This is a genomic window from Curtobacterium oceanosedimentum (assembly GCF_040545555.1).
Taxonomy (GTDB): Bacteria; Actinomycetota; Actinomycetes; order Actinomycetales; family Microbacteriaceae; genus Curtobacterium.
In genome coordinates, this window is the sequence record NZ_JBEPMD010000021.1 from 1 (window position 1) to 26,473 (window position 26,473).

The window sequence follows — 26,473 nt, forward strand, 5'->3', positions numbered from 1 at the left end:
GTCGGGCCCCTCGTCCCCAACCAATCTGCTCTGGGGGGCGCCCCCGGGGGGGGGGGGGGCGGGGGGGGGGGGGGCGGGGGGCGGGCGGGGGGGGGGGGGGCGGGGGGCCCCCCCGCCTCCCGTCCGTCAGTCCGTCGGGACGCGACATTCCTCTCGCTGGTCGTCCCCGCTCCTCCCGTGCCAAGATCGAGGAGTCATCGGGGGGAGACATCATGGCGGAGGTCGACGGCAACGATCGGAGCACGCCGGGTCCGACGCTCGAGGACGTCTCCCTGCTCCTCGTCGGAGAGACGGTCGACGCCGTGTGGGTCGACTACGCGCTCCGACTCCTGTTCTCGAACGGCGCGCGCGTCGTCCTCGAGTGCCCGTTCTCGCTCGGTCGGTCACCCGACACCGCAACGCTGATCGACCCGGAGGGCGACAAGTCGGGGCTGGTGCCCGCTCTCCGCCTGCACACGCTCGAGGTCACCGCGGCGCACGCCACGGGATCGACGCTGACGATGGCGTTCTCGGACGGCTCCCGACTGACCGCCGGACCGAATCCGGAGTTCGAGTCGTGGCACTACTCCGGACCGGAGACCCCTCCGACGATGATCGTCATGATGCCGGGCGGAGGCCCTGCGATCTGGCTCCACCACGAGCAGACGGGGCAGGGATCGGCGGAACGGGTCCGGTCGCTCCTGCTCGCGTACCTCGACACGCTCCCCACGCCGCGGACGGCGGTGCTGCGCCAGCAGGCCGGGGCGGTCCGGGCCGTCAGCGAGACAGCTCCGCGGATCTGGGACGTCGTGCTCGCGGAAGCTCCTCGAGCCGACTTCGCCGACGGCCCCCTCCCGGGATCGCTGGCCTACCGCACCGACGAGGCACCGCTGGCGGGTGAGGTCCTCGTCTGGATGCGCGACGGCCGGATCGACTCCGTCGAGCTCCCGTGGTTCACGACGGAGATGCCGGCCGGACTCCCCCGACCGGAGCAGCTCATCCGCGATGCGGTCGGCGGCGACGGAGGCCAGGGTGTTCGGTAGACGGAAGAACGCCGAGCGGTCGGCGCAACGGGTCCACCAGGCCGACAGCCGCGAGGAGCTGTTCGCGCAGCTCTTGGCCGAGACCCGCGCCGACCCCGAGGCATTGTTCACGATCGAGGTCGTCGACCACGCGCGACCGGGGCAGGATCTCGACGAGCGCGCGCAGCGACTGCGCCGGACCGGCGTGGCGCGGACACCGCTGGCAGCCCCGGACCCGACCCGGGCCCCTGCGTCCGCCGCGACCGCCGACGCCTTCCACCCGCTGAGCCGACCGCCGTTCTCAGCAGCAGCCGGTGACGTCTTCGTGATCCCGGACGGGACCGGCGGCGCACTGCTCGGGCACGTGATCGCCGAGGTCCTCGACGCCGTGTACGTCGCCGTCTTCCGGCGCCCGGAGGACGTCCCGCCGCCGGCGGACCCGCTCGTGGTGCTCGCCACACGACCCGTCGTCGCCGCACTCACCCTGCCCGCTCGGTTCCAGCCGGGCATGTGGGAGGTCGTCGGCACGGCCACGCCCGACGCGGCACGACTGCTCCCCGCGTACTCGTGGGGCACTGCCGCGGACGGCGTGCACGTCACGGACTTCTCCGGCAGCAGGTCACGGCCCGCGAGCGTGATCGAGGCCGGGACCGTCCCGCGCCAGGTGGTCGTCTCCCCGTTCTTCGTCGACATCGCCGTCCGGGCGGTGGCCGGCGTGGTCGACTGGCACCCAGACTTCGAACACCTCCGCTACCGGGCGACACCGCGATCCGCCGACCGCTTCCCCGAGGAGTGACGTGACGACCTCCGGCACGAGCGTGCCACTGCTCCGCGTGACGCTCCCCGACCGCCCCGACGTCCCCACCCGGGCTCACGAGATCCTGGCGGCTGTCCCGGACGACACCGATGTGCTCGCGTACGACGCTCCCGCCGCCGGGATCGCCCGCGCGCTCCGCCGGAGCAGACGAGCGGGGAAGCCCGGCAACGATGTGCTCCTGGCGCCCCTCGACGCGCTCGGCGACGAGCTCGTCCTCGTCCGGCAGGTCGACCTCGGTGACGAGCTCGTCACGGTCCTGCTCCGAGCGGCGGACGAGGCGTTCCTGTCCGCCGCGGTCGTCGACCGTTCCGCCGGGGTCGAGACCATCAGCGTTGCCGAACTCGCGATGCTGCTCGCTGCGACCGCAGCACCCGGTGCGGGGTGCGCCCTCGAACTCGTCAGGGTCCTCGCGCCCGACGAACGCATCAGGCTCTTCGAGCAGGGCGCTCGATCGACCGCGCGGACGTTCGCGACCAAGTACGGCCTGGCCGCCGAACGGGGGTTCACGGTCCACGACCTCGAGTCCTTCGTCGACGCCGTCTGCCGCTTCGGCGCGGCCGACCTCCCCTTCTGCGCTCTCGAGGGGCCAGGCGCGGTCGCCACCGTCGCGTTCACACCGGACCGCACCGCGGTCCTCGCGACGACGAGCGCGCGACGCTCCCCGGCCGACCAGGACGAAGATCGACCCTGACCCGGGACGGACTGGAGGCAGGGTGCCAGCTGGCACCGTCCTCCCTCGCAGGCTCGGTCGGCGCGCCCCGCGCAACGCTCCGCGTCGCCGCTGAGCGGGGCGCGACCGTCCGTCTTCCGGTCGCGTCTACCGGGCGCTGGTCGCGTCGGTCGGCTGCACCACCTCGGTGAGCCACGCGAGGATCCGCGCGTCGAACCAGTCCGCGTCGTGGTTCCAGAGCTTGGTGTGCCGAGCGGTCGTCTGCACCTCGAGCCGGACGATGTCGGGCCGCACCCGCGCCAGCTCGTGCGACGCGGACGACGGCACGAACCCGTCGTCGTCGCTGTGCAGGATGAGGATCGGGACGGTCAGCTCGTCCGCTCGGGCGACCATGTCGAGCTCACGGAGGTCGACCGGCTGCTCGAGCCCGACGACACGGTGCAGGACCGGCGTCCGCAGGAGCCGCTGCGCGACCTTCCGGACCGGCCGCGGCAGCCTGAGCACCCGGCTCTGCGACTTGAGCACCTCGTGCCAGTCGACGACCGCGGACTCGAGGACGATCCCGTCGACCATGTCGGCGAAGCGCGAGCGGACGAGGGTCTGCAGGACGACGGCGCCACCCATCGACCACCCCATGAGCACGACGCTCCTGGCCCTGCGAGCGGCGAGCCAGCGGAGCACGGCGTCGATGTCCTCCCACTCCGTGCTTCCGAGACCGTAGCGGCCGTCGGAGCTCCGCGGCGCGACACCGTCGTTCCGCCACGAGGCGAGCACGACCGAGTAGCCGGCGGCCCGGAACACGGGGACGGCGCGGATGGTCTCCGCCCGGGTGACCCCGCGACCGTGCACGAGCACGGCCCAGGGCGCGTCGGGGTCGTCGGCGCGGACGATCCACGCGGGCGAAGGTCCGTTCGGTGTGGGGATGTCGACGTCCTCGACCGGGACGTCGAGCTCGCCGGGGGTGAGGTAGAACCAGCCGCCCCACCGTCCGCGGCGAGCGGAGGTCGGGTCGCCGGCGTCGACGGCGATGATGCGCCGGGTCACGGTCGTCTCGGTCGTGCCGAGCACGTCGCCGATCCGCATGTGCCCGGTCCCACCGCCGAACCAGAGGCTGTACCGGCCCTGCAGCTCGGTGTCGGCGGTGCGCTCGAGGGTGACCGTCATCCGGTCCGGGTCGACCGCGTGGATCGGGACCCGCTCGGCACGCTTGCGGTCCGGCGTGACGACGGCACGGGCGACGGCGGCGACGAACCCGCCCACCACGGCGGTGCCGACCGCGGCGGCCGCGATGCCCGCCCCGAGTGCGATCAGGCCCACCGAGCGCACGGCGTCCTGGGCGACGTCCTCGGCGGGTCGCGCGGATCGGGACATGGTGCGGAGCCTAGTCTGCAAGCGTGTCCGAATCCGCAGAGCCCGAGGCCTTCGCGCGTCTGCGCGAGCTGGTCGCGTCGGGCGGGACCCGCACCGAGACCACCGTCACCGAGATCCCGTCGCCCTCGCGGATCGCGCCTCACTCGATCGCCCTCGCCGCGGACGTCTCCGGCGCCGTGCACGGCATCGACTCCGACCTCGGGACCGGCCGCTTCATCGCCCTGTACGACCCGGCAGAACCGGAGGGTTGGGGCGGCGCGTTCCGCGTCGTGACCTTCGCCCAGGCACCGCTGGAGCCGGAGATCGGCGTCGACGAGTTCGTCGCCGACGTGACGTGGAGCTGGCTCGTCGACGCGCTCGCTGCGCACGGGGCGACGTACGACCGGGCGTCGGGCACGGCGACCAAGATCATCTCGCGCGGCTACGGCGACCTCGCGGCCCAGGGCGACGGCGCGCAGCTCGAGCTCCGGGCCTCGTGGACGCCCCGCGACGAGGACCTGACCGCGCACGTCGAGGCCTGGGAGGAGATCGTCGCGATGCTCGCGGGACTCCCGCCGGCGTCCGACGGCGTGACCCTGCTGGCCCCGAGGAGGACCACGAAGTGACCGACCCCGCCAGCCAGGCCCGCCACGCCGCGTCAGGCGCCTCGGCCGACCCCGCGTTCGAGGACTCGCACGACACCGTCCGCGTGATCGAGGACCGTGACGAGTACCTGCAGGCGGTCGCCGCGGTCGCCGCCGGACACGGCCCGGTCGCCGTCGACGCCGAGCGGGCGAGCGGCTACCGGTACTCGCAGCGCGCCTACCTCATCCAGGTCTTCCGCCGCGGCGCCGGCGCGTTCCTGTTCGACCCGATCGCGATCGGCGACTTCGCGGAGCTGCAGCAGGCCATCGTCGACGAGGAGTGGCTGTTCCATGCCGCCTCGCAGGACCTGCCCTGCCTGCAGGAGGTCGGCCTCGTTCCGACCCGCATCTTCGACACCGAGCTCGGTGCCCGTATCGCCGGGTTCCCCCGGGTCGGTCTCGGCGCGGTGGTCGAGCAGCTCCTCGGCATCACCCTCGCGAAGGCGCACTCCGCCGCCGACTGGTCGACGCGCCCGCTCCCCCAGGCCTGGCTCGTCTACGCCGCGCTCGACGTCGAGCTGCTCCCCGACCTGCGCGACGCCCTCGCGACGGTGCTCGACGCCGCCGGCAAGTCCCGGATCGCCGCCGAGGAGTTCGCAGCCGTGCTGACCCGCGCGCCGAAGCCGGCGAAGGCCGAGCCGTGGCGGCGCCTGTCCGGCATGCACGCGCTCCGCGGCGCCCGTGCCCTGGCGATCGCCCGGTCGCTGTGGACCGCCCGCGACGCCTACGCCCGCGAGGTGGACACCGCTCCGGGCCGGATCGTCCCCGACTCGGCGATCGTGGCTGCCGCCGCGGCGAACCCGACCTCGAAGTCGGAACTCAGCGCCGTGAAGGCCTTCACCGGCCGCGCCAGCCGGTCCGAACTCGACCGCTGGTGGGCCGCCGTCGAGGAGGGGCGCACGACCGAGGACCTGCCGAAGCTCCGCGGGACCGGTGAGGCCACCCTCCCGCCGCCCCGGTCCTGGGCCGACCGGAACCCCGAGGCGGACCTCCGGTACAAGGCCGCCCGGGCCGCCGTCGTCGCGCGCGCCGAGGAACTCGACGTCCCCGTCGAGAACCTGCTCACCCCGGAGACCCTGCGGGTGGTGTCCTGGGAACCGCCGACGCCGATCGCGACCGAGACCGTCGGGGCCGCACTCGCCACGCACGACGCCCGCCCGTGGCAGGTCGAGGAGACGGCGTCGATCATCGCGCACGCGTTTGTCGAGGCCGCACAGCAGCCTGCTGCCGAGAGCAACACCGGCTCGTAGGAACACCCCAACCGGCATGCGTCCGCCCAGCCGGCGGGCATAGCGTCGGTACCGTCGCCGGGTCCAGCCCGGCCGGTCGGGGCGGAACGTGCCCCGACTCGATCGAAGAGGATCTGGAGGCCCGGATTGCCCAAGGCATCAGACGTCGTGTTCGTGGACGGTGTGCGCACACCGTTCGGACGAGCCGGTGAGAAGGGGGTGTTCTGGAAGACCCGCGCGGACGACCTCGCGGTCCACGCGATGCGCGGTCTGCTCGACCGGAACAGCCAGCTCGACGGCGCGGCGGTGGACGACGTCGCCGTGGCCGCCACGACCCAGCAGGGCGACCAGGGCCTGACCCTCGGCCGCACGGTCGGCATGCTGGCCGGCCTGCCGAAGTCGGTCCCCGGCTACGCGATCGACCGCATGTGCGCCGGTGCGATGACGAGCGTCACGACCCTCGCCGGGGCGATCGCCTTCGGCGCCGCCGACGTCGCCATCGCCGGCGGGGTAGAGCACATGGGTCGCCACCCGATGGGCTTCGGCGCCGACGTCAACCCGCGGTTCGTCGCCGAGCGCATGGTCGCGACCGACGCGCTGGTCATGGGCAGCACCGCCGAGCGGCTGCACGACCGCTTCCCCGCGATCACGAAGGACCGCACGGACGCCTTCGCCGTCCAGTCGCAGCAGCGCTACGCCGCTGCCTGGGCTGCCGGCAAGCTGCAGCCCGACGTGATCCCGGTCGAGGTGAACACCGGCGAGGGCTGGGACATCGTCACGACGGACGAGCCGCCGCGACCCGGCACCACCCTGGAGGCTCTGGCTGCGTTGCGCACGCCGTTCCGGCCCCACGGACGGGTCACCGCCGGCAACGCGGCCGGGCTGAACGACGGCGCAACCATGAGCCTCCTCGCGTCCGAGGACGGCGCGAAGCAGCACGGCCTGCCGACGAAGATGCGCATGGTCTCGTTCGCCTTCGCCGGTGTCGAGCCCGAGGTGATGGGCGTCGGACCCGTGCCCGCGACGGACAAGGCGCTCCGCAAGGCGGGCCTGACGATCGACGACATCGGCCTGTTCGAGATCAACGAGGCGTTCGCCGTCCAGGTGCTCGCCTTCCTCGACAACTACGGCCTCGCCCAGGACTCGCCGAACGTCAACGCCTGGGGCGGCGCGATCGCCGTCGGCCACCCGCTCGCGTCGAGCGGTGTCCGCCTGATGAACCAGCTCGCGGCGCAGTTCGCCGAACGACCGGACGTCCGGTACGGCATCACGACGATGTGCATCGGCCTCGGCCAGGGCGGGACCGTCATCTGGGAGAACCCGAACTTCAGCAAGAGCGCGGCACGGAAGGCGGCCTGACGATGACCACCACCCCGATCGACCAGCTGACCGAGCTCAGCGCCGACGAGGTCGTCACCCACTCGTACGTCAAGCACGTGCCGCTGCCCTCCGGTGGCACGCTGGCGCTGGTCACGCTCGACAACGGCAAGGACTACAAGCGCCCCTCGACGCTCGGGCCGCGCACCATGCGCGAGCTGTCCGACGTGCTCGACACCCTGCGCGCAGCGGCGTCCGCCGGCAGCATCCAGGCCGTCGCGATCACCGGCAAGGAGTACTGCTTCGCCGCCGGCGCTGACCTGTCCCAGGCAGCGGCACTGCCCTCGCGCGAGGTTGCTCACGAGCTCGGTGCGCTCGGTCACGCCACGCTGCGCAAGCTCTCCGACCTCGGTGTGCCGTCGTTCGCCTTCGTGAACGGCATCGCGCTCGGCGGCGGGCTCGAGGTCGCGCTGCACTGCACCTACCGCGTGTTCTCATCGGCGGCGCAGGGGATCGGCCTGCCCGAGGTCTTCCTCGGCATCATCCCCGGCTGGGGCGGCGCCACGCTGCTCCCCCGCCTGATCGGGCCGGAGAAGGCGCTCCGCGTCATCGTGGAGAACCCGCTCAAGAACAACCGGCTCATGGACGGCACGGCCGCCGTCGAGCTCGGCATCGGCGATGCGCTGATCCCCTCGGTGACCTTCCTGCCGTCCGCGGTGGCCTGGGCCGACGGCGTCGTCGCCGGTCGCACCAAGGTCGTGCGGAAGAACGAGCCGGGCATGCTCGAGAAGGCCGCGTGGGGCACCGTCGTCAAGGTGGCGCGAGGGCAGGTCGCCTCGAAGATCGGCACCGTCCCGAAGTCGCCGTTCCGTGCGCTCGACCTCGTCGCCGCAGCGAAGTCGGGGTCGCTCGACGAGCGTTTCGCCGGCGAGGACGACGCCCTGGCCGACCTGCTCGCCGGCGACCAGTTCGCGGCGTCGATGTACGCGTTCGACCTCGTGCAGAAGCGTGCGAAGAAGCCCGTCGGCGCTCCCGAGGGCGTGGAGGCGAAGAAGATCACGAAGGTCGGCGTCCTCGGCGCCGGGCTCATGGCCTCGCAGTTCGCGCTCCTGTTCGCCCGCCGTCTCGGGGTCCCGGTCGTCATCACCGACGTCGACCAGACCCGCGTGGACGCCGGCGTCGAGCGGATCCGCGGTGAGGTGGGCAAGATGCTCGACAAGGGGCGGATCTCCCCCGACGACGCGAACCGCATCACGGCACTCGTCTCCGGCTCGGTCTCCTACGACGCGTTCGCCGACGCCGACTGGGTGATCGAGGCCGTCTTCGAGGAGATGTCGGTCAAGCAGGACGTCTTCCGGAAGATCGAGCAGGTCATCGCACCCGACGCGATCCTGGCGACGAACACCTCGTCGCTGTCGGTCGACGAGATGGCGTCGGTGCTCGAGCACCCGGAGCGCCTCGTCGGCTTCCACTTCTTCAACCCGGTGGCCGTGATGCCGCTCCTCGAGGTCGTCCGCGCCGACAAGACCTCGGACGAGGCCCTCGCCACCGCACTGGCCGTGGCGAAGACCCTGAAGAAGACCGCGATCATCACCGCCGACCAGCCGGGGTTCGTCGTCAACCGGGTGCTCGCCCGGGTGCTCGGCGAGGCGATGCGCGGCGTCGAGGAGGGCACGCCCTTCGAGACCGTCGCCCAGGGTGCTGCGCCGCTCGGCCTGCCGATGTCGCCGTTCGAGCTGCTCGAGCTCGTCGGCCTGCCGGTGGGTGCGCACGTCCTCGACTCGCACCACGCGGCGTGGCCGGAGCGCTTCTACCCCGGTGACGGCCTGAAGCGGATCGCGGAGCACGGCACGATCCTGACCCGCGACAAGAAGGGCAACGCCACCGGGTACGACCCGGCTGCCGTGAAGCTCGTCGCGCCCGCGAAGCAGGACGCGAAGCCGGTCGACGCGGCGACGATGCAGCAGCGGTTCGAGGACGCCCTGGCCGACGAGGTGCACCGCATGCTCGAGGACCACGTGGTCGAGCACGTCGAGGAGATCGACCTCGGACTGATCCTCGGCGCGGGATACCCGTTCCAGGCCGGCGGCATCAGCCCGTACCTCGACCGTTCCGGTGCCTCCGAGCGCGTCTTCGGCGGTCGGTTCCACGACCCGGCGATCGTCGGCCCCGCCTCGCGCTAGCCGCGGCTCGGACCACCCCGCACAACCGGAAGCACCTCGCGCCACGGATCCCCGTGGCGCGAGGTGCTTCTCGTTGTGCTGCAGCACGCCGAACCGCGCACCGGCGCACCGGCACGCCGGCACGCCGGCGCGTCGACCGGGCTCAGCGGTCGGCCGACTCCCGCGTCCGTGCCGGCTTCGCCTGGGGCAGCTTGGTCCCGACCACCTGGTCGATGACGTCGCGTGCGATCGCCCGAGCCGTGAGCCCGACGTCGGCCAGGATCTGCGACCGCGACGCGTGGTCGATGAACTCGTCCGGCAGTCCGAGCTCGTTCACCCCGGTGTCGACCCCGGCGGCACGCAGGTCCTGCCGCAGTCGGGTCCCGACCCCGCCGACGCGGACGCCGTCCTCGATCGTGATGACCAGGCGGTGGTCGCGTGACAGATCGATGAGCGACGACGGGATCGGCACCACCCAGCGCGGATCGACGACGGTCGCGCCGATGCCCTGCGCTTGGAGCAGTTCGGCGGCCTCGAGCGCGACGGGCACCATCGACCCGACCGCGACGATCAGCACGTCCTGCTCCTGCGACTCCCCGGGGGAACGCAGCACGTCCACACCGTCGGACAGCCGCCGTTCGGCGGGGATGTCCGGGCCGACCGATCCCTTCGACCACCGCAGCACCGTCGGGGCGTCGTCGACCGTGACGGCCTCGCGGAACTCCTCGCGGAGCGTCGCGGCGTCGCGCGGTGCCGCGATCCGGATCCCGGGCACGACCTGCAGCAGCGCGAGGTCCCACATCCCGTGGTGCGACGGACCGTCCGGCCCGGTGATGCCCGCGCGGTCGAGCACGAAGGTCACGCCCGCGCGGTGCAGGGCGACGTCCATCAGCACCTGGTCGAACGCGCGGTTGAGGAAGGTCGCGTAGAGCGCCACCACCGGGTGCAGTCCGCCGAAGGCGAGCCCCGCGGCGGTCGTCACGGCGTGCTGCTCCGCGATGCCCACGTCGATCACGCGGTCGGGGTGCTGCTCCTGGAACAGGTGGAGTCCGGTGGGGCGCAGCATGGCCGCGGTGATCGCGACGATCCGCTCGTCGCTCGCACCGACCGTGGCCAGCGTCGACGCGAACACCGACGTCCACGAGGGTCCCGACGACACGTCGAGCGACTCGCCCGTCTCGGGGTCGATGTGCCCCACGGCGTGGAACTGGTCCGCCTGGTCGCGGAGCGCCGGCTCGAAGCCGTGGCCCTTCTCGGTGATCGCGTGCACGATCGTCGGGGCGCCGTACGCCTTGGCCTGCCGGAGTGCCGCCTCCATCGCCCGCTGGTCGTGCCCGTTCACCGGCCCGATGTACTTGATGTCGAGGTTCGAGTACAGCGCCTCGTTGTTCGTGAACCGGGAGAGGAAGCCGTGGAGGCCCCCGCGGACGCCGCGGTAGAACGCCCGACCCGGTGCTCCGAACCGCGATGCGACGGCCTGCGACTTCTCGAAGAGCGCCCGGTACTCGCGACGCGTGCGGACCGAGCTGAGGAAGCGCGCCATGCCGCCGATCGTCGGCGCGTAGGACCGACCGTTGTCGTTGACGACGATGACGAGCCGACGGTCGTTGCCGTCCGAGATGTTGTTGAGCGCCTCCCACGTCATCCCGCCCGTGAGTGCGCCGTCCCCGACGACGGCCACGACGGTGCGGTCGTCCTGCCCGGTCTGCCGGAAGGCACGGGAGATCCCGTCTGCCCAGGAGAGCGACGAGGACGCGTGCGAGGACTCGACGATGTCGTGCTCCGACTCGCTGCGCTGCGGGTAGCCGGCGAGACCACCACGTTCCCGGAGGTGCGAGAAGTCCTGCCGTCCGGTGACGAGCTTGTGCACGTACGACTGGTGCCCGGTGTCGAACACGAACGAGTCGTGCGGCGAGTCGAACACGCGGTGCATCGCCAGCGTCAGTTCGACCACCCCGAGGTTCGGTCCGAGGTGCCCGCCGGTCTTCGCGACCTCGGCGACCAGGAACCGACGGATCTCGGCCGCGAGCTCCGTCATCTGCGCGTCCGACAGACGCTTGAGGTCGCGCGGCGACGAGATGCTGCTTAGCAGGCTCACGGGCGCTCCTTTCGTGGGGCAGGACCCCACACTAGCCGCGCGGACAGACGACGGACTGGAGGCCCGTGGCGGTGTCGCCACGGGCCTCCAGTCCGTCAGGTGGTCGCGTCAGCGACCCGCGCTCCCGTCGATCAGACGAGCGAACGGAGCACGTACTGCAGGATGCCGCCGTTGCGGTAGTAGTCCGCCTCACCGGGGGTGTCGATGCGGACGACCGCGTCGAACTCGACGGTCTGCTTGCCGGCCGGCGAGTGCTCGCTCGGCGCCGCCGTGACGTGCACGGTCTTCGGCGTGCGGCCCTCGTTGAGCTCGGTCAGCCCGGAGATCGAGACGACCTCGGTGCCGTCGAGACCGAGCGACTCGACCGTCTCGCCCGCCGGGAACTGCAGCGGGACCACGCCCATGCCGATGAGGTTCGAGCGGTGGATGCGCTCGAAGCTCTCGGTGATGACCGCCTTCACGCCGAGCAGGTTCGTGCCCTTCGCCGCCCAGTCGCGCGACGAACCGGAGCCGTACTCCTTGCCGCCGAAGATGACGAGCGGGATGCCCTGCTCCTGGTAGTGCTGCGACGCGTCGTAGATGAACGACTGCTCACCGTCGGGCGTGGTGAAGTCGCGGGTGTAGCCGCCCTCGACGCCGTCCAGCAGCTGGTTGCGCAGGCGGATGTTCGCGAACGTGCCGCGGATCATCACCTCGTGGTTGCCGCGCCGGGAGCCGTAGGAGTTGAAGTCCTTGCGGTCGACGCCGTGCTCGTCGAGGTAGCGACCAGCCGGGCTGTCCGCCTTGATCGAACCGGCCGGCGAGATGTGGTCGGTGGTGACCGAGTCGCCGAGCTTCGCGAGGACGCGGGCACCGGAGATGTCCGACACCGCGTCCGGCTGCATCGTCATGCCCTCGAAGTACGGGGGCTTCCGGACGTAGGTCGACTCCTGGTCCCACTCGAAGGTGTCACCGGTCGGGGTCGGCAGGTTCTTCCAGCGGTCGTCGCCCTCGAACACGGAGCCGTACTCGTGGGTGAACATCTCGGTGTCGATCGACGAGTCGATGACGTCCTGCACCTCGGCCGCGTCGGGCCAGATGTCCTGCAGGTAGACGTCCTTGCCGTCCTGGTCGGTGCCGAGTGCGTCGTTGTCGAAGTCGAAGTGCATCGACCCGGCCAGGGCGTACGCGATGACCAGCGGCGGCGAGGCCAGGTAGTTCATCTTGACGTCGGGGTTGATGCGGCCCTCGAAGTTGCGGTTGCCCGAGAGCACCGCGGTGACGGCGAGGTCGTTGTCCTGCACGGCCTGCGAGATCTCCTCGGGCAGCGGGCCCGAGTTGCCGATGCAGGTGGTGCAGCCGTAGCCGACCGTGTAGAACCCGAGGTCCTCGAGGTAGCTGGTGAGCCCGGCCTTCTCGTAGTAGTCGGTGACGACCTTCGAGCCCGGCGCGAGGGTGGTCTTCACCCACGGCTTGGCCTTCAAGCCCTTCTTCGCGGCGTTCCGCGCGAGGATGCCGGCGGCCATCATCACCGAGGGGTTCGACGTGTTGGTGCACGAGGTGATCGCGGCGATCGCGACGGCACCGTGGTCGATGGTGAACGTGTCACCGTCGGCGACGGACACCGACGTCGGCTTCGACACCGTGCCGGGCGCGCTCGAGGCGTGCACCGGGACCTCGGACGCCGGGGCGTCCTGCAGGTCGTCGACGGCGTGCTCGTCACCGGGGGCGGCGGCCACCGGGTCGGACGCCGGGAAGGTGTCCGCGACGGCCTTGTCCTCGTGGGTGTGGTCGATGCTCGCGTAGTTGGCGAGGTCGACCTCGAACTGGTCCTTGGCCTTCGACAGCTCGATGCGGTCCTGCGGACGCTTCGGGCCGGAGATCGAGGGGACGACCGTCGACAGGTCGAGCTCCATGTACTCGGAGTACGCGGGCTCCACCGACGGGTCGTGCCACAGACCCTGGGCCTTGGAGTAGGCCTCGACCAGGGCGATCTGGTCCTCCGACCGGCCGGTCAGGCGCAGGTAGTCGAGCGTGACGGCGTCGACCGGGAAGATCGCGGCGGTCGAGCCGAACTCCGGCGACATGTTGCCGATGGTCGCGCGGTTCGCGAGCGGGACCTCGGAGACGCCCTCGCCGTAGAACTCGACGAACTTGCCGACGACGCCGTGCTTGCGGAGCTCCTGCGTGATCGTGAGCACCACGTCGGTCGCGGTGACGCCCGCGGGGATCGAGCCGGACAGCTTGAAGCCGACGACCTTCGGGATGAGCATCGACACGGGCTGGCCGAGCATCGCGGCCTCGGCCTCGATGCCGCCGACGCCCCAGCCGAGCACGCCGAGGCCGTTCACCATCGTGGTGTGCGAGTCGGTGCCGACGAGGGTGTCCGGGTACGCGTAGAGCTCGCCGTCGAACTCGCGCGTGTACGTGACCTTCGCGAGGTACTCGATGTTGACCTGGTGCACGATGCCGGTGCCCGGCGGGACGACCTTGAAGTCCTCGAACGCGGTCTGGCCCCAGCGGAGGAACTGGTAGCGCTCCCCGTTGCGCTCGTACTCCAGGTCCGTGTTTCGCTGGAGCGCGTCCTCGCGGCCGAACAGGTCGGCGACGACGGAGTGGTCGATGACCATCTCGGCCGGCGAGAGCGGGTTGATCTTGTTCGGGTCGCCACCGATCTGCGCCATCGCCTCGCGCATGGTGGCGAGGTCGACGATGCACGGGACGCCCGTGAAGTCCTGCATGACCACGCGGGCTGGCGAGAACTGGATCTCGGTGTCCGGGTCGGCCTCGGGCCGCCACGAGCCGAGCGCGCGGATCTGGTCCTCGGTGACGTTCGCGCCGTCCTCGGTGCGGAGCAGGTTCTCGAGCAGCACCTTCAGGCTGTACGGGAGCTTCTCGTGCCCCGGCACCGTGTCGATCCGGTGGAACGCGTAGTCGACACCCCCAACCGAGAGCGTGTCCTTCGAGCCGAAGCTGTTGACTGCAGCCACTGTGCCGCCTCCCTACTGATCGGTGTGCCCTCATCATCGCGGGCGTCGGAACGTCCCACCAGCAAGGCAAACCTAATCCCGACGGTGCGGGCGCGCCCCCGGGAAACTGTCTCGATGTCGAGACAACTCTACACCGCGGCGGTGTCCTCCCGGCGCACGAACACCGTGCGGACGAGCAGCCACGTGACCCAGAGCACGGCGGCGTAGAGCGGCACGCCGAGCACGAGCTTCACGGCGGCGAGGAGTTCGACCTGCGCGGTCAGGTACAGCGGCACCTCGACGGCGAGCCGGAGCGCGAACAGTCCGACCCAGATCCACGTGGCCACGGTGAGCACGCGGCGCTTCGCGGGGTCGGCGCGCCAGTCGACGTGGGACCCGTCCTCGTTCGGCGGCAGCAGGAACCCGACCACCACACCGATCAGCGGCCACCGGATCGCCAGGGTGACGAGCAGCCCGACGAGCCACACCGAGTTGATGACGATCCCGGGGATGAAGTTGGTCTCGGCCCGCCCGGTGAACAGCGCGAGGGCCGCCGAGACGACGACGCCGGCGATGCCCGCGAAGGACATCACGAGCGACTGCCGCTGGGCCAGCCGGACCACCACGAAGACGAGCCCGACGAGCACGGGGATCACGACGCTCGGGACGAGCTCCTTCGTGATCGCGTAGACGACGAGGAACGCGAAGCCGGGCAGCACCGACTCGGCGAGACCGCGCACGCCGCCGACCGCACCGAGGAGCGCGCGGCCCGAGGGTGCCTCGCCCGGCGCCACCTTGGCGATGCCCGCGTTCTGCACGGCTGCGCGGAACTGCGCCGAGAACGACGGCGCGGCCTCGGGTTCGGTCACCGCCGGCTCGTCCGCCGGCCGGGACCGGACCCCGTCGGCGGGAGCGACGGTGTCGTCGCGACCGTCCGTGGGTCGGTGGATGTCGTCGTGGTCCGGCACCGTGCCTCCAGGCCGTGTCGAGTCGTGTGCTGCTGCGCCGGCGGTCAGACGGCGGTCTGCGTCGACTTCGGCATGTGCAGCGGGATGAGGTCGCGCGGCGGCATCGGCGTGGTGCCGCGCACCACGACCACGGAGCGGAACAGCTCCTCGATCTCGGCGGCGTCGTCCGGGCTCTCCGCGGCCTTGCCGGCGATCACGCCGCGCAGGAACCAGCGGGGGCCGTCGACACCGACGAAGCGTGCGGCGCGGGCACCGTCGGTCGCTCCCGATCCGTCCACGACGACCGGCACGAGGGCACGGAGCTCGGGCCCGAAGGGGCCGTCGACCTCCTCCACGCGGCCGCCCTGGCGCTCGATCTGGTCGGCGATCTGCGCGCGGATCTCGTGCCACAGGCCCGTCGAACGCGGGGCGGCGAACGGCTGCACCTGGAGCGTGGACTCGTCGTAGTCGAGCCCGACGGCGACGACGCGCTGCGAACCCTCCTCGACCTCGAGGCGCAGGTGCAGGCCCTCGCGCGGGAGGACCTTCACGCCACCGAGGTCGACGTACGGGCGGACCAGGTTCGCCTCGGTCTCGTCGTGCGGACCGTTCTCGGCGCGATCCACCGGCGCGGACTTGTCGGTCGGGGCGACCGCGTCCACCTCGTCGAGGTCGGCGTCGGCGTCGGTCGCGATGTCGACCTCCGGCGTCGTCCCCGCGACCACGGCGTCGTCGGCGACGGCCTCCGCCACCTCGACCTCGTCACGCTTGCGTCGACCGAACTTCATGCGCCCGTTCCTTCCTGGGAGTCATCGGCAGCGCTGTTGGCGGCGCTGCGGTCACCGTAGCCCGAGGAGCCGAAGCCGCCCGCACCGCGGACGCTCTCGGGCAGCTCCTCGACGCGCGTGTACGTGACGCTGGGCACCGGCATGACGATCAGCTGCGCGATGCGGTCCCCCACGTGCACCTCGTACGGCTCGGATGCGTCGGTGTTGAGCAGTGCGACCCTGACCTCGCCGCGGTAACCGGAGTCGACCGTACCGGGGGCGTTCACGATCGTGATGCCGTGCTTCGCCGCCAGGCCGCTCCGGGGCACCACGAAGGCGACGTGTCCGTCCGGCAGCGCGATCCGGAGCCCGGTGCCGACGAGCCGGCGCTCCCCCGGCTGCAGCACGAAGGCCTCGGTCGAGACGAGGTCGGCTCCGGCATCACCGGGGTGGGCGTGGACGGGAGGGTTCTCCCCGGTCCAGAGCACGTCGACTGGTTCGGTCACGAGACGAGGGTAGTGCACGAGCATGGTCGTTCCGTGACCGTACCGTGACCTGCCCCGAGTCGTGGTGGGATGGAGGGGTGACCGTGTACCGCGAACGACTCTGGGCCCCGCCCGCCCTCTACCTGGCGACGGCGCTCGTCATCCCCGCGAGCCTGCTCGTCTTCCTCCCGATCAGCGTCCTGGCCGGCGTCCTCGTGGCGATCGGGATGTACCTCGGCGTCGTCGTCCTGCTGTGGGCGCTCGCGCCGACGATCGAGGTCACGGACACCGAGTTCCGCGCCGGCCGTGCGCACCTGCCGCGGACGCTCGTCGGCGAGGCCACCGCCCACACCGGCGCAGCGGCCACCACCCAGCGCGGTCCGGCGCTCGACGCCCGCGCGTGGACGCTCTTCCGTGGGTACGTGCGCGGCGTCGTGCGCGTGGAGGTCACGGACCCGGCGGACCCGACGCCCTACTGGCTCGTGAGCGCACGCAACCCGCAGGCGGTCGTGGACGCCCTGCGTTCCTGACGCGGCGGGCGCGCGGGCCGGGAGGCTCGCACCGCCCCCGCCCCGCCCGTTCCTTCCCACAACGGGTGCAGTAGGAAGCGTTTCCGGGCACACCTGGTCATTCCGGAAGACCAGGTACGCCCGATCCGACCCGGCACGACCAGCCCGCGCAACGCGGAACGGCCCGCCACCCCCGAGGGGTGACGGGCCGTCCGACGAGCAGCGTGCCTAGAGCGCCGCGCACTCCGCGCACACGGGGCCGAGCTTCGACTCGTGGTCGAGCTGCGAGCGGTGCTTCACGAGGAAGCACTCGACGCAGGTGAACTCGTCGACCTGCGGCGGCAGCACGACGACGTCGAGGTCGACGTCGCTGAGGTCCTGTCCGGCGAGCTCGAAGCTGCCGGGGTTGTCCGAATCATCGTCGACGACCCCCGACATCTTGTCGGGCACGCGCTCCTTGAGGGCCTCGATCGACTCCGAGTCAGAGGAGTCGTCGGTCTTCCTGGGGGCGTCGTAATCGGTGGCCATGCCCATCCGTTTCTCGTGTCGAGAGGTCGTCGCCGGTGATCGGCGGCGACAGTTTGCACCACGACCCGCGAGAGCGCAAACCGAACGCCGTGCGGGATCGTCAGGCCGTCCAACCCAGGGTCGGGCGTGGACATTCCCGACAGTCGACGACGGCAGCGCCCGATGACGGTAGACCCGCGCGCGGGAGTCGCGGCACGCCCGTGCGCCTCCGCGGGAACGCGTGTGCTCCGCTGCATACTCCCTGGAGGTACGAGCACGACCGTACGCAACGCTCGGGAGGCGCAACCATGCAAGACGTGAGAGTCATCGGAGTCGAGTCCGGGGCGCTCCTGCTCGCGACCGACGGCGGCACCGAGTTCCGGTTGCCGGTCACCGCGTCGCTGACGAGCCAGGTCCGCCAGGCGAACCCCGACGCCGGCCCGCAGAAGCGCGTGTCCCCGAAGGACGTCCAGGCCCGCATCCGCGGTGGCGCCGACGCGGCCGAGGTCGCGGCGGCGCTCGACGTCGACGTCGAGTACGTCCGACGCTTCGAGGGCCCCGTGCTGGCCGAGCGCGCCTTCGTCCTCGACGCCGCGCGTCGCGTGCCGGTCACGCCCTCCGATGCCGACGCACCGGACACCTTCGGCGAGGCCATCGAGGCCAAGCTCGAGTCCGGCGAGGCGACCGGCGTCGCGTGGGCCTCGTGGAAGAACGCCGAGCAGGGGTGGCAGGTCCGCGTCCGCTACACCGCGTCCGAGGTCGAGCACGACGCGCAGTGGCTGTTCGACCCGAAGACGTCGACCCTCACGCCCGACAACGGTGATGCGCACCGCCTCTCGCACACCGACGACGAGGGCATCGCCCCGCGCCTGCGTGCCGTGGAGAACGACCACCACGACGCCGACGGCACGCGCTTCGACTCCGGCGCCTTCCGCGTCGAGCAGACCGAGGACGCCCCGACGCCCGAGGTCCAGGAGCGCCCGCTCCGCGCACCGCTCCCCCGCATCGGCGCCGCGCCGGTCGAGGAACGCTCGCCCGGCAACGAGACGGCCGACCTGCTCGAGGCACTCCGCCGACGACGCGGTGAGCGCGAGGCTGCGTCCTTCACCGAGCACCAGGACGAACCCCGCGGCACCTCCATCAGCGTGGTCGACGTCCCCCTGCAGGGCTGGGACTCGCCAGCGTCCGCACCTGAGCGCGACGACCGCCCGGCCTCGGCTCCCGAGGGCGACGGCCGTCCGGAACGCAAGAAGCGCAACCGCCGGTCGATGCCGAGCTGGGACGAGATCGTCTTCGGCACCCGCCCGGAGGACCCTGCCTGATCCGGCACCACGCCCGGTCCGTGACGGACTGGAGGCCCGGTGCAGCCCCGCAACGCCCGTCGCGTCGCGGGGCTGCCGCCGTTCCGGCCCGGGTGGGGTCGAACGGGCTCAGCTGGCGAAGGCGCCCGCCAGGCGCAGCGGGACGAAGAGCTCGTCGTCCGTCATCGCGCCGTGCTGGCCGACCATCCGCTTCGGTTCCTTCCGGGGGTCGGCCTCGCGGTCGTCGTTGAACGCCCACGAGCCCCGCGCCACGACGACCACGTCGCCGATGCGCGGGAGCACCCGCTCGTCCACGGCGCCGAACCACCCGGCGGCGACGGCCTCGTCACGGCTGGCGACGTACGCCTTCTTGCCGTAGCGGGTGCGCCACGCCTCGACCAGCGCCGGAACGTCGGTCCCGGGACGCACGGCCAGCTGGCGGCAGCGGGGGTCTCCGGCGACGCCCACGACGTCGACGAGGAGCGCCGGGTCGATCGCGATGTTCGCCTCGGCGGGTACGTCCAGCACGCCGTGGTCTGCCGTCACGAGGATGCCGACGTCGGGAGTGCTGCGGGCCGCGAGGCGTGCGAGCTCGCCGTCGAGCGACTCGAGCGCCGCGGTCCAGCGGTCGGACTCCCACCCGTGCTTGTGGCCGATCGAGTCGAGCTCCGGCACGTAGAGGTAGACGAGCGACCGACCGGACGCCGTCGCGGCCAGTGCGGCGTCCACCCGCTGCGGGATGCTGTCGGCGGCGGTGTACCGCGCACCGCCGAGCACGTGCGCGGTCATCCCCGAGGACTCGTAGCGGGCCGGGCCGACCACCACGGGGTCGATGCCGAGCGCGGTGGCGTCGGTGAAGACCGTGTCGGTGAGGAGCCAACCCGCCGGGACCTCGGAGTCCCACCCGGAGAGCAGGTTGACGACCCGCTCACCCTCGGGCTCCCACCCGCTGTAGCCGACCACGCCGTGCGTCCCGGGCGACCGGCCGGTCGTCAGCGTCGTCAGGGCTGCGGCGGTCGTCGTGGGGAACCCGCTGCGCAGCCGCTTGAGCGTGCCGCCGCCGGTGGCGGCGGTGAGCCAGCGGGCGTGTCCGGCGCGCGCCGACAGGGCGGACGAACCGAGGCCGTCGACCAGCACGACGACGACCGAGCGGGCGGGACGGAGGGTGATCCGAGCCTCCCGGCCGGTGCTGCGCAACCACGTGTCGTCGGCGGCGCCGAGCGCGACGAGGCAACTCGGGAGCACGTCGGCGAGGTTCGCGGTGGTGTCTGGGGCGCTCGGTACGCTGGGGGGCACCCCACGATCCTCCCAGAAAGGTCCCATGGCACGCACGGAAGCAGTCGGCCTGCCCGACGGTGAGCGCATCGAGGACGTCGACGTCTCCGAGGAGATGCAGGGTTCGTTCCTCGAGTACGCGTACTCCGTCATCTACTCGCGGGCCCTGCCGGACGCGCGCGACGGCCTCAAGCCGGTGCAGCGACGCATCCTGTACCAGATGGCCGAGATGGGACTGCGGCCGGACCGGGGGCACGTGAAGAGCGCCCGTGTCACGGGCGAGGTCATGGGCAAGCTGCACCCGCACGGCGACGGCGCGATCTACGACGCGCTGGTGCGGATGGCGCAGCCGTTCACGATGCGCGTGCCGCTGGTCGACGGCCACGGCAACTTCGGGTCGCTCGACGACGGCCCCGCGGCCGCCCGGTACACCGAGGCCCGCCTGGCCGAGCCGTCCATGGCGATGACCGAGGGCCTCGGCGAGGACGTCGTCGACTTCGTCCCGAACTACGACAACCAGATCATGCAGCCCGGCGTGCTGCCCGCGGCGTTCCCGAACCTGCTCGTCAACGGCGCCTCGGGCATCGCGGTCGGCATGGCGACGAACATGGCGCCGCACAACCTGGGCGAGGTGGTCGAGGCCGCGAAGCACCTGCTCCTGAACCCGACGGCGACCCTCGAGGAGCTCATGGAGTTCGTGCCGGGCCCGGACCTGCCGTCCGGCGGGACGATCGTCGGGCTCTCCGGGGTGCGCGACGCCTACGCGACCGGGCGCGGGTCGTTCCGCACCCGGGCGAAGGTGAGCGTCGAGAACCTCACGCCGCGCAAGGTCGGCCTCGTCGTCACGGAGCTGCCGTACCTGGTCGGCCCCGAACGCGTGATCGAGAAGATCAAGGACGGGGTGCAGGCGAAGAAGCTCGCCGGCATCTCCGACGTCAACGACCTGACCGACCGGAACCACGGGCTGCGGCTCGTCATCGGCATCAAGTCGGGCTTCAACCCGACGGCAGTGCTCGAGCAGCTGTACAAGCACACCCCGCTCGAGGACGGCTTCGGCATCAACAACGTCGCGCTCGTGAACGGGTCACCGCGCACGCTCGGCCTGCGCGAACTGCTCGACGTCTACGTGCAGCACCGGCTCGACGTGGTCACGCGACGTTCCCAGTACCGGCTCGCCCGTCGGAAGGAACGGCTGCACCTCGTCGAGGGTCTGCTCGTCGCGATCCTCGACATCGACGAGGTCATCGAGGTCATCCGCTCGTCCGACGACTCCGAGGCCGCCCGCACACGACTGCAGGACGTCTTCGACCTGTCCGAGGTACAGGCCGAGTACATCCTCGAGCTGCGACTGCGGCGCCTGACGAAGTTCTCGCGCCTGGAGCTCGAGGGCGAGCGTGACCAGCTGCTCGCCGACATCGCCGCGCTCGAGGAACTGCTCGCCTCCGACGCGCGACTCCGTGCCCAGGTAGCGCAGGAGCTCACCGAGGTGTCCGACCGGTTCGCCACCCCGCGTCGCACCCTGCTCACCGAGGCCGATGCCCCGGTGCGCGGTGGCCGGAAGGCCGCGGTCGACCCCGAGTCGCTGCAGGTCGCCGACGCCCCGTGCCGCGTGCTGCTCTCCACGACCGGTCGACTGGTGCGCGTGGACATCCCCGACACCGACCTCGGGATCGTGCGGGTGCCGAAGCGGTCGAAGCACGACGCGGTCCGCTCCACCGTCGTGTCGACCGTCCGCGGACAGGTCGGCGCGCTGACCTCGACCGGCCGGGTCCTGCGGTTCTCCCCCGTCGACGTGCCCGCCGTGCCGCCGGCGTCCGTCCGGCTCGACGCCGGTGTCCGGGTGTCCGACTACCTCGGGATCACCAGGACCGAGACGGTCGTCGCGCTCGTCGACCTGTCCGCGGGTGCGACGGACTCGCTCGCGATCGGCACCGCGCAGGGTGTCGTGAAGCGCGTCGCGACGGGTGCCTGGCCGGACAAGGACGAGTTCGTCGCCATCGGGCTCAAGCCGAAGGACACGGTCGTCGGGGCCGCGCAGGCGCCGGAGTCGGACGACCTCGTGTTCATCACGTCGAACGCGCAGCTGCTGCGGTTCCCGGCGTCGGGCGTCCGACCGCAGGGGCTGCCCGCGGGCGGCGTCGCCGGCGTCGCCCTGGCCTCGGGCGCGGCGGTGATCTGGTTCGGGTCCGTCGCACGTTCGGACGACGCCGTGGTGGCCACGGTGTCGACGGCCTCGGGCGCGCTGCCGGGCACCGATCCCGGGCGCGCGAAGGTCTCGGCGTTCTCGGAGTTCCCCGCGAAGGGTCGGGCGACGCAGGGTGTGCGCGCGCACGCGTTCCTGAAGGGCGAGGACGGCCTCACCGTGGCGTGGGCCGGCATCGCGCCGCCGCACGCCGTCGGCGCCGACGGTGCCGCGCGGACCCTGCCCGACTGGCTGTCGAAGCGCGACGGGTCGGGCGCGCCGCTCGAGGCCGTGATCGGCTCGATCGGCGGGAGCGCAGCGGCCCTGGACGGCACCGCGGGCGAGGCGTAGGACCCGCGGCCCTCGGTCCTCGGTCCTCGGTCCGCGTGAGTCTCGGGCTCCGCGACAGTTCTCGCGCCGCAGGGCACGAGAACTGTCGCTCAGCGCAAGTCCCAGGCCGGGCCGGGCCGGGTCGGGTCGGGCCCGCCTACGCGTCGATGCGGTCGCGGTCGAGGCCCTCGCCGGCGAGGATGAACTCCTTGCGCGGCGCGACGTCGTTGCCCATCAGCAGCTCGAACACCTTCGCGGCGCTCTCGGCATCGGTCACGTTCACGCGACGGAGGGTGCGGTGCGCCCGGTCCATCGTGGTCTCGGCCAGCTGGTCGGCGTCCATCTCCCCCAGGCCCTTGTACCGCTGGATCGGCTCCTGGTACTTCTTGCCCTGCTTCGCGAGCTTCTTCAGCACCGCCTGCAGCTCGGCCTCGGAGTAGGTGTACAGCGTGTCGTTCGCCTTGCCGCGGTTCACCACGACGACGCGGTGCAGCGGCGGGACGGCGGCGAACACCCGGCCCTGCTCGATCATCGGGCGCATGTACCGGAAGAACAGCGTCAGCAGGAGCGTGCGGATGTGCGCGCCGTCGACGTCGGCGTCCGACATGATGATGATCTTGCCGTAGCGGGCCTGGTCGATCTCGAACGAGCGGCCCGAGCCGGCGCCGATGACCTGGATGATCGAGGCGCACTCGGCGTTGGACAGCATGTCCGACACCGAGGCCTTCTGCACGTTGAGGATCTTGCCGCGGATCGGCAGCAGCGCCTGGTACTCACTGTTGCGGGCGAGCTTGGCCGTGCCGAGCGCGGAGTCGCCCTCGACGATGAAGAGCTCGGTGCCCTCGGCGTCCTGCTTGCGGCAGTCGGCGAGCTTCGTCGGCAGTGACGAGTTCTCGAGCGCGTTCTTGCGGCGCTGCGTCTCCTTGTGCGCCCGGGCCGAGATGCGGGTCTTCATCTCGGCGACGACCTTCTCGAGCAGGGTCGCTGCCTGGGCCTTCTCGGTGCGCTGCGTCGAGGTGAGGATCTCGGTCAGGTGCTTCGAGACGACCTGGTCGACGATCTTCCGGACCGCGGGGGTGCCGAGGACCTCCTTCGTCTGCCCCTCGAACTGCGGTTCGGGTAGTCGGACGGTCAGCACGGCGGTCATGCCGGCGAGGACGTCGTCCTTCTCGAGCTTGTCCTGGCCGACCTTGAGCTTGCGCGCGTTCGCCTCCACCTGGGTCCGCACGGCCTTGACGACGCCCGACTCGAAGCCGGTCAGGTGCGTGCCGCCCTTCGGCGTCGCGATGATGTTGACGAAGCTCCGCTCGACCGTCTCGTACCCGCTGCCCCACCGCATCGCGATGTCGACCTCGCACGTGCGCTCGACGGAGGTGGACACCATGTGCCCCTTGTCGTCGAGCATCGGCACGGTCTCGGTGAAGGTGCCGGTGCCCTGGATGCGCCAGACGTCGGTGACCGCGGAGTCGACGGCGAGGTGCTCCACGAACTCGCTGATGCCGCCCTCGTAACGGAAGCGCTCGATGACCGGGCCGGGCGTGACGGGCGTACCGGTCGCCTCGGCGCGCTGTGCGGCTGCCTCGATCGAGGTCGGACGCTCGTCGGTGATGGTGATGCCGAGCCCGGGCACCAGGAACGCGGTCTGGCGCGCCCGGCTGACGAGGTCGGTCGTGCTGAACTTCGCGTCGGACGTGAAGATCTGCCGGTCCGCCCAGTACCGGACGCGGGACCCGGTGACGCCCTTCTTCACCTTGCCGACGACGCGCAGCTCGCTCCCCGAGGTGAACGGCGTGAACGGGGCGTCGGGGCCGTCACCCGCGAAGGTCCCCGGCTCACCCCGGTGGAAGGACATCGCGTAGGTCTTGCCGCCCCGGTCGACCTCGACGTCGAGGCGCTCGGACAGCGCGTTCACGACCGAGGCACCGACGCCGTGCAGCCCGCCCGAGGCCGCGTACGACCCGGAGCCGAACTTGCCGCCGGCGTGCAGCTTCGTGAACACGACCTCGACCCCGGTCAGCCCGGTCTTCGGCTCGACGTCGACGGGGATGCCCCGGGCGGTGTCGCGGACCTCGACCGAGCCGTCGTCGTGCAGCACGACGCCGATCTCGTCGCCGTGCCCCGCGAGCGCTTCGTCGACGGAGTTGTCGATGATCTCCCACAGGCAGTGCATGAGCCCACGGGAGTCCGTCGACCCGATGTACATGCCGGGACGCTTCCGAACGGCCTCGAGTCCCTCGAGGACGGAGAGGTGTCGTGCAGAGTAGTCGGAGCTCACCTCCCGATCGTACCGGGCGGGGCACGTTCCGGACGGTCGCGAACCTGTACCGTTCGCATCGTGCACAGAATGTGCAATGTTAGCATGTGTCGTATGCCAGCTCCTGTTGCTCGGCGCACCCTTGCGTCCACCTTCGATCCACACGCCAACTCGTTGAACGTGTTCCGGCTCGTCTTCGCCGCGGCGGTCCTCGTCTCGCACTCGACGGCGATCGCGGGCGTCGAGCAAGAACTGGAACTCGGCGGCATGACGCTCGGTCGCTGGGGAGTGCTCGGGTTCTTCACGGTGTCGGGCTACCTCATCAGCAGGAGCGGCGACACCATGCACTCTCTCACCGACTTTGCCGAGGCTCGCGCGGCCCGCATCTTCCCCGGGCTGATCGTCAACCTCCTCGTCACGGCTTTCGTGTTCGCTCCGTTCTCCACCCGACTCGAGCGCGGTTCGCAGTGGGACCCGGTCAGCGCTGTCCAGTACGTCTTCCACAACGCGCTCCTGTACCCGCCCGGTCTCCTCCGAGAGGGGATCGACACCACGCTGGTCGGCGTGCACTACACCGGTGTCTGGAACGGCTCGCTCTGGACACTGTTCTGGGAAGGGTTCTTCTACGTCGGCGTCGCCGTCGGCATCCTCGTCTCTCCGGTGACCGCGCGTCGCACCCTGTCCATCGCGGTGGCGGTCTGCTTGACCTTCGCGGCTCTCCCGAGCACTTTCGGCTTCGTCGACTACCCGGGCGTCCTCGGTCCAGCGCTCGAAGTGGGAGTCGCTTTCGCCGCTGGCGCTGTCGCCTACTACTGGCGGGCCAGCATCCGCATCTCCACGGCGACCGTCCTGGTCTTGCTCGTCATCGTCGCGGCGTCGATCATGACGCAGACCAGCGCGATCATTGCGCCGCTGCCGATCGTCATCCTGCTCCTCCCCTTGAGCTCCTTGACGCCGCTCCACGCCGTCGGATCCCGGGTCGACGCCTCGTACGGCGTCTACATCTACGCTTGGCCGCTGCAGCAGCTCACCACCCTCGCGCTCGGTCCCGCGACGCCGCTCGCGGTCCTCCTGTCCGTTCAGGTCCTCCTGACACTCGCGGCCGGGTGCCTCTCCGGTGCCCTCATCGAGCGACCGGCCCAGAACTGGGCGAAACAGCGTCGTCATCGACGCTCCGGGGACAAGGACCACCGCGCTGCGGCGATGACGGATCCGCGCTCAGCGAAACAGGCCGTCCGCGATGCACGTCTCCCAGCCACCACGTGTTCAAATGGGTGTCCACCCGCACCACCTGCGATCCGTGAGGAGCACAGCAATGACCCAGACCGTGCACGACCTCTCCATCGACGAAGCCAGCAGCCACCAGCTCACCGCCGCTGACCGCTGCGACAGCTGCGGAGCGCAGGCGTACATCCGCGCCACCATGGCCAGCGGCGAGCTCTACTTCTGCGCCCACCACGGCGCCGAGTTCAAGGACAAGCTCGCTGCCACCGCGATCGAGTGGCACGACGAGAGCAGCCGACTCCACGAGTCGAAGTAGTCGCCACCAGACGAACGAACGGGAGGCGGGGGGGCCCCGGGGCCCCCCCCCCCCCCCCGGGGGGGGGGGGGGGCCCCCGCGGGGGGGGGGGGGGGGCCCCGGCGGCCCCCCCGGCGGGGGGGGTGGGGTGGGCCCCCCCC

The 26,473-nt window shown here is 71.5% G+C and carries 21 protein-coding genes; 12 read left to right on the plus strand and 9 right to left on the minus strand.

Annotated elements, in window-relative coordinates; all coding sequences use genetic code 11:
* Positions 1-212 precede the first annotated feature (212 nt).
* From ABIC52_RS15870 to ABIC52_RS15880, 3 genes are read left to right on the plus strand one after another with little or no spacing between them, the layout of a single operon-like run.
* The gene (locus tag ABIC52_RS15870) at positions 213-1,022 is read left to right on the plus strand and encodes a DUF6188 family protein (protein WP_354027784.1); all 810 of its coding nucleotides are present in this window, start codon (positions 213-215) and stop codon (positions 1,020-1,022) included.
* Positions 1,012-1,797, plus strand: a complete 786-nt coding sequence (locus ABIC52_RS15875; protein ID WP_209825092.1) for a hypothetical protein — start codon at positions 1,012-1,014, stop codon at positions 1,795-1,797. Before ABIC52_RS15870 ends, ABIC52_RS15875 begins: the two co-directional genes overlap by 11 nt.
* A gap of 1 nt (position 1,798) precedes the next feature.
* Positions 1,799-2,509, plus strand: a complete 711-nt coding sequence (locus ABIC52_RS15880; protein WP_354027785.1) for a hypothetical protein — start codon at positions 1,799-1,801, stop codon at positions 2,507-2,509.
* 126 nt (positions 2,510-2,635) lie between these two features.
* Here the strand turns inward: ABIC52_RS15880 and ABIC52_RS15885 are convergent, their stop codons facing one another.
* Positions 2,636-3,859 (minus strand): alpha/beta fold hydrolase, encoded by a 1,224-nt coding sequence (locus ABIC52_RS15885; protein ID WP_126890587.1) that lies wholly within the window; start codon positions 3,857-3,859, stop codon positions 2,636-2,638.
* A 23-nt stretch (positions 3,860-3,882) separates the two neighbouring features.
* On the opposite strand from ABIC52_RS15885, the gene ABIC52_RS15890 reads away from it, so the two are divergent.
* From ABIC52_RS15890 to ABIC52_RS15905, 4 genes are all read left to right on the plus strand, one after another.
* Positions 3,883-4,464 carry a DUF3000 domain-containing protein gene (locus ABIC52_RS15890; protein ID WP_126890586.1) on the plus strand — a complete coding sequence of 194 codons (582 nt, stop codon included), beginning with the start codon at positions 3,883-3,885 and terminating at the stop codon, positions 4,462-4,464.
* Between the two features lie 83 nt (positions 4,465-4,547).
* Positions 4,548-5,732 (plus strand): HRDC domain-containing protein, encoded by a 1,185-nt coding sequence (locus ABIC52_RS15895; protein WP_354027790.1) that lies wholly within the window; start codon positions 4,548-4,550, stop codon positions 5,730-5,732.
* Between the two features lie 126 nt (positions 5,733-5,858).
* Positions 5,859-7,070 carry a thiolase family protein gene (locus tag ABIC52_RS15900; protein ID WP_126890584.1) on the plus strand — a complete coding sequence of 404 codons (1,212 nt, stop codon included), beginning with the start codon at positions 5,859-5,861 and terminating at the stop codon, positions 7,068-7,070.
* Positions 7,071-7,072: 2 nt separating this feature from the next.
* Positions 7,073-9,211 (plus strand): 3-hydroxyacyl-CoA dehydrogenase NAD-binding domain-containing protein, encoded by a 2,139-nt coding sequence (locus tag ABIC52_RS15905; protein ID WP_354027786.1) that lies wholly within the window; start codon positions 7,073-7,075, stop codon positions 9,209-9,211.
* Positions 9,212-9,353: 142 nt separating this feature from the next.
* On the opposite strand, the gene dxs is transcribed toward ABIC52_RS15905, so the two are convergent.
* From dxs to dut, 5 genes are all read right to left on the minus strand, one after another.
* Positions 9,354-11,288, minus strand: coding sequence for a 1-deoxy-D-xylulose-5-phosphate synthase (dxs, locus tag ABIC52_RS15910; RefSeq protein WP_209825102.1), 1,935 nt, complete (start codon positions 11,286-11,288; stop codon positions 9,354-9,356).
* A gap of 131 nt (positions 11,289-11,419) precedes the next feature.
* Entirely contained in the window at positions 11,420-14,257 is a 2,838-nt protein-coding gene (locus ABIC52_RS15915; RefSeq protein WP_354027787.1) for an aconitate hydratase, read from the minus strand.
* A gap of 128 nt (positions 14,258-14,385) precedes the next feature.
* The gene (locus ABIC52_RS15920) at positions 14,386-15,105 is read right to left on the minus strand and encodes a DUF3159 domain-containing protein (protein WP_126890580.1); all 720 of its coding nucleotides are present in this window, start codon (positions 15,103-15,105) and stop codon (positions 14,386-14,388) included.
* A gap of 143 nt (positions 15,106-15,248) precedes the next feature.
* Positions 15,249-15,971 (minus strand): DUF3710 domain-containing protein, encoded by a 723-nt coding sequence (locus ABIC52_RS15925; RefSeq protein ID WP_238638075.1) that lies wholly within the window; start codon positions 15,969-15,971, stop codon positions 15,249-15,251.
* Positions 15,968-16,456 (minus strand): dUTP diphosphatase, encoded by a 489-nt coding sequence (dut, locus tag ABIC52_RS15930; RefSeq protein WP_354027788.1) that lies wholly within the window; start codon positions 16,454-16,456, stop codon positions 15,968-15,970. Before dut ends, ABIC52_RS15925 begins: the two co-directional genes overlap by 4 nt.
* Before the next feature lie 77 nt (positions 16,457-16,533).
* Here dut and ABIC52_RS15935 point away from each other — a divergent pair, with 77 nt between their 5' ends.
* Positions 16,534-16,965: a DUF3093 domain-containing protein gene (locus ABIC52_RS15935; protein WP_126890578.1), complete on the plus strand. Its 432-nt coding sequence runs from the start codon at positions 16,534-16,536 to the stop codon at positions 16,963-16,965.
* Positions 16,966-17,172: 207 nt separating this feature from the next.
* On the opposite strand, the gene ABIC52_RS15940 is transcribed toward ABIC52_RS15935, so the two are convergent.
* The gene (locus tag ABIC52_RS15940; protein ID WP_031272446.1) at positions 17,173-17,472 is read right to left on the minus strand and encodes a DUF4193 domain-containing protein; all 300 of its coding nucleotides are present in this window, start codon (positions 17,470-17,472) and stop codon (positions 17,173-17,175) included.
* A gap of 296 nt (positions 17,473-17,768) precedes the next feature.
* Between ABIC52_RS15940 and sepH the strand changes: the two genes are divergently transcribed.
* Positions 17,769-18,773 (plus strand): septation protein SepH, encoded by a 1,005-nt coding sequence (gene sepH / locus ABIC52_RS15945; RefSeq protein WP_354027789.1) that lies wholly within the window; start codon positions 17,769-17,771, stop codon positions 18,771-18,773.
* A 108-nt stretch (positions 18,774-18,881) separates the two neighbouring features.
* Here sepH and ABIC52_RS15950 read toward each other — a convergent pair whose 3' ends face one another.
* Complete coding sequence (locus tag ABIC52_RS15950) at positions 18,882-20,048, minus strand: alkaline phosphatase family protein (protein WP_209676966.1); 1,167 nt, start codon at positions 20,046-20,048, stop codon at positions 18,882-18,884.
* A 25-nt stretch (positions 20,049-20,073) separates the two neighbouring features.
* On the opposite strand from ABIC52_RS15950, the gene ABIC52_RS15955 reads away from it, so the two are divergent.
* On the plus strand, positions 20,074-22,560 hold the full coding sequence (locus ABIC52_RS15955) for a DNA gyrase/topoisomerase IV subunit A (RefSeq protein ID WP_209676964.1): 2,487 nt from the start codon (positions 20,074-20,076) through the stop codon (positions 22,558-22,560).
* Positions 22,561-22,696: 136 nt separating this feature from the next.
* Here ABIC52_RS15955 and ABIC52_RS15960 read toward each other — a convergent pair whose 3' ends face one another.
* Positions 22,697-24,814, minus strand: a complete 2,118-nt coding sequence (locus ABIC52_RS15960; RefSeq protein WP_126890574.1) for a DNA gyrase/topoisomerase IV subunit B — start codon at positions 24,812-24,814, stop codon at positions 22,697-22,699.
* Between the two features lie 93 nt (positions 24,815-24,907).
* Between ABIC52_RS15960 and ABIC52_RS15965 the strand changes: the two genes are divergently transcribed.
* Together ABIC52_RS15965 and ABIC52_RS15970 are read left to right on the plus strand one after the other, a co-directional pair.
* Complete coding sequence (locus ABIC52_RS15965) at positions 24,908-26,173, plus strand: acyltransferase family protein (protein ID WP_161972586.1); 1,266 nt, start codon at positions 24,908-24,910, stop codon at positions 26,171-26,173.
* Positions 26,109-26,333: a DUF7455 domain-containing protein gene (locus ABIC52_RS15970; protein WP_209676958.1), complete on the plus strand. Its 225-nt coding sequence runs from the start codon at positions 26,109-26,111 to the stop codon at positions 26,331-26,333. The genes ABIC52_RS15965 and ABIC52_RS15970 overlap by 65 nt, the downstream gene beginning before the upstream one ends.
* Positions 26,334-26,473 lie beyond the last annotated feature (140 nt).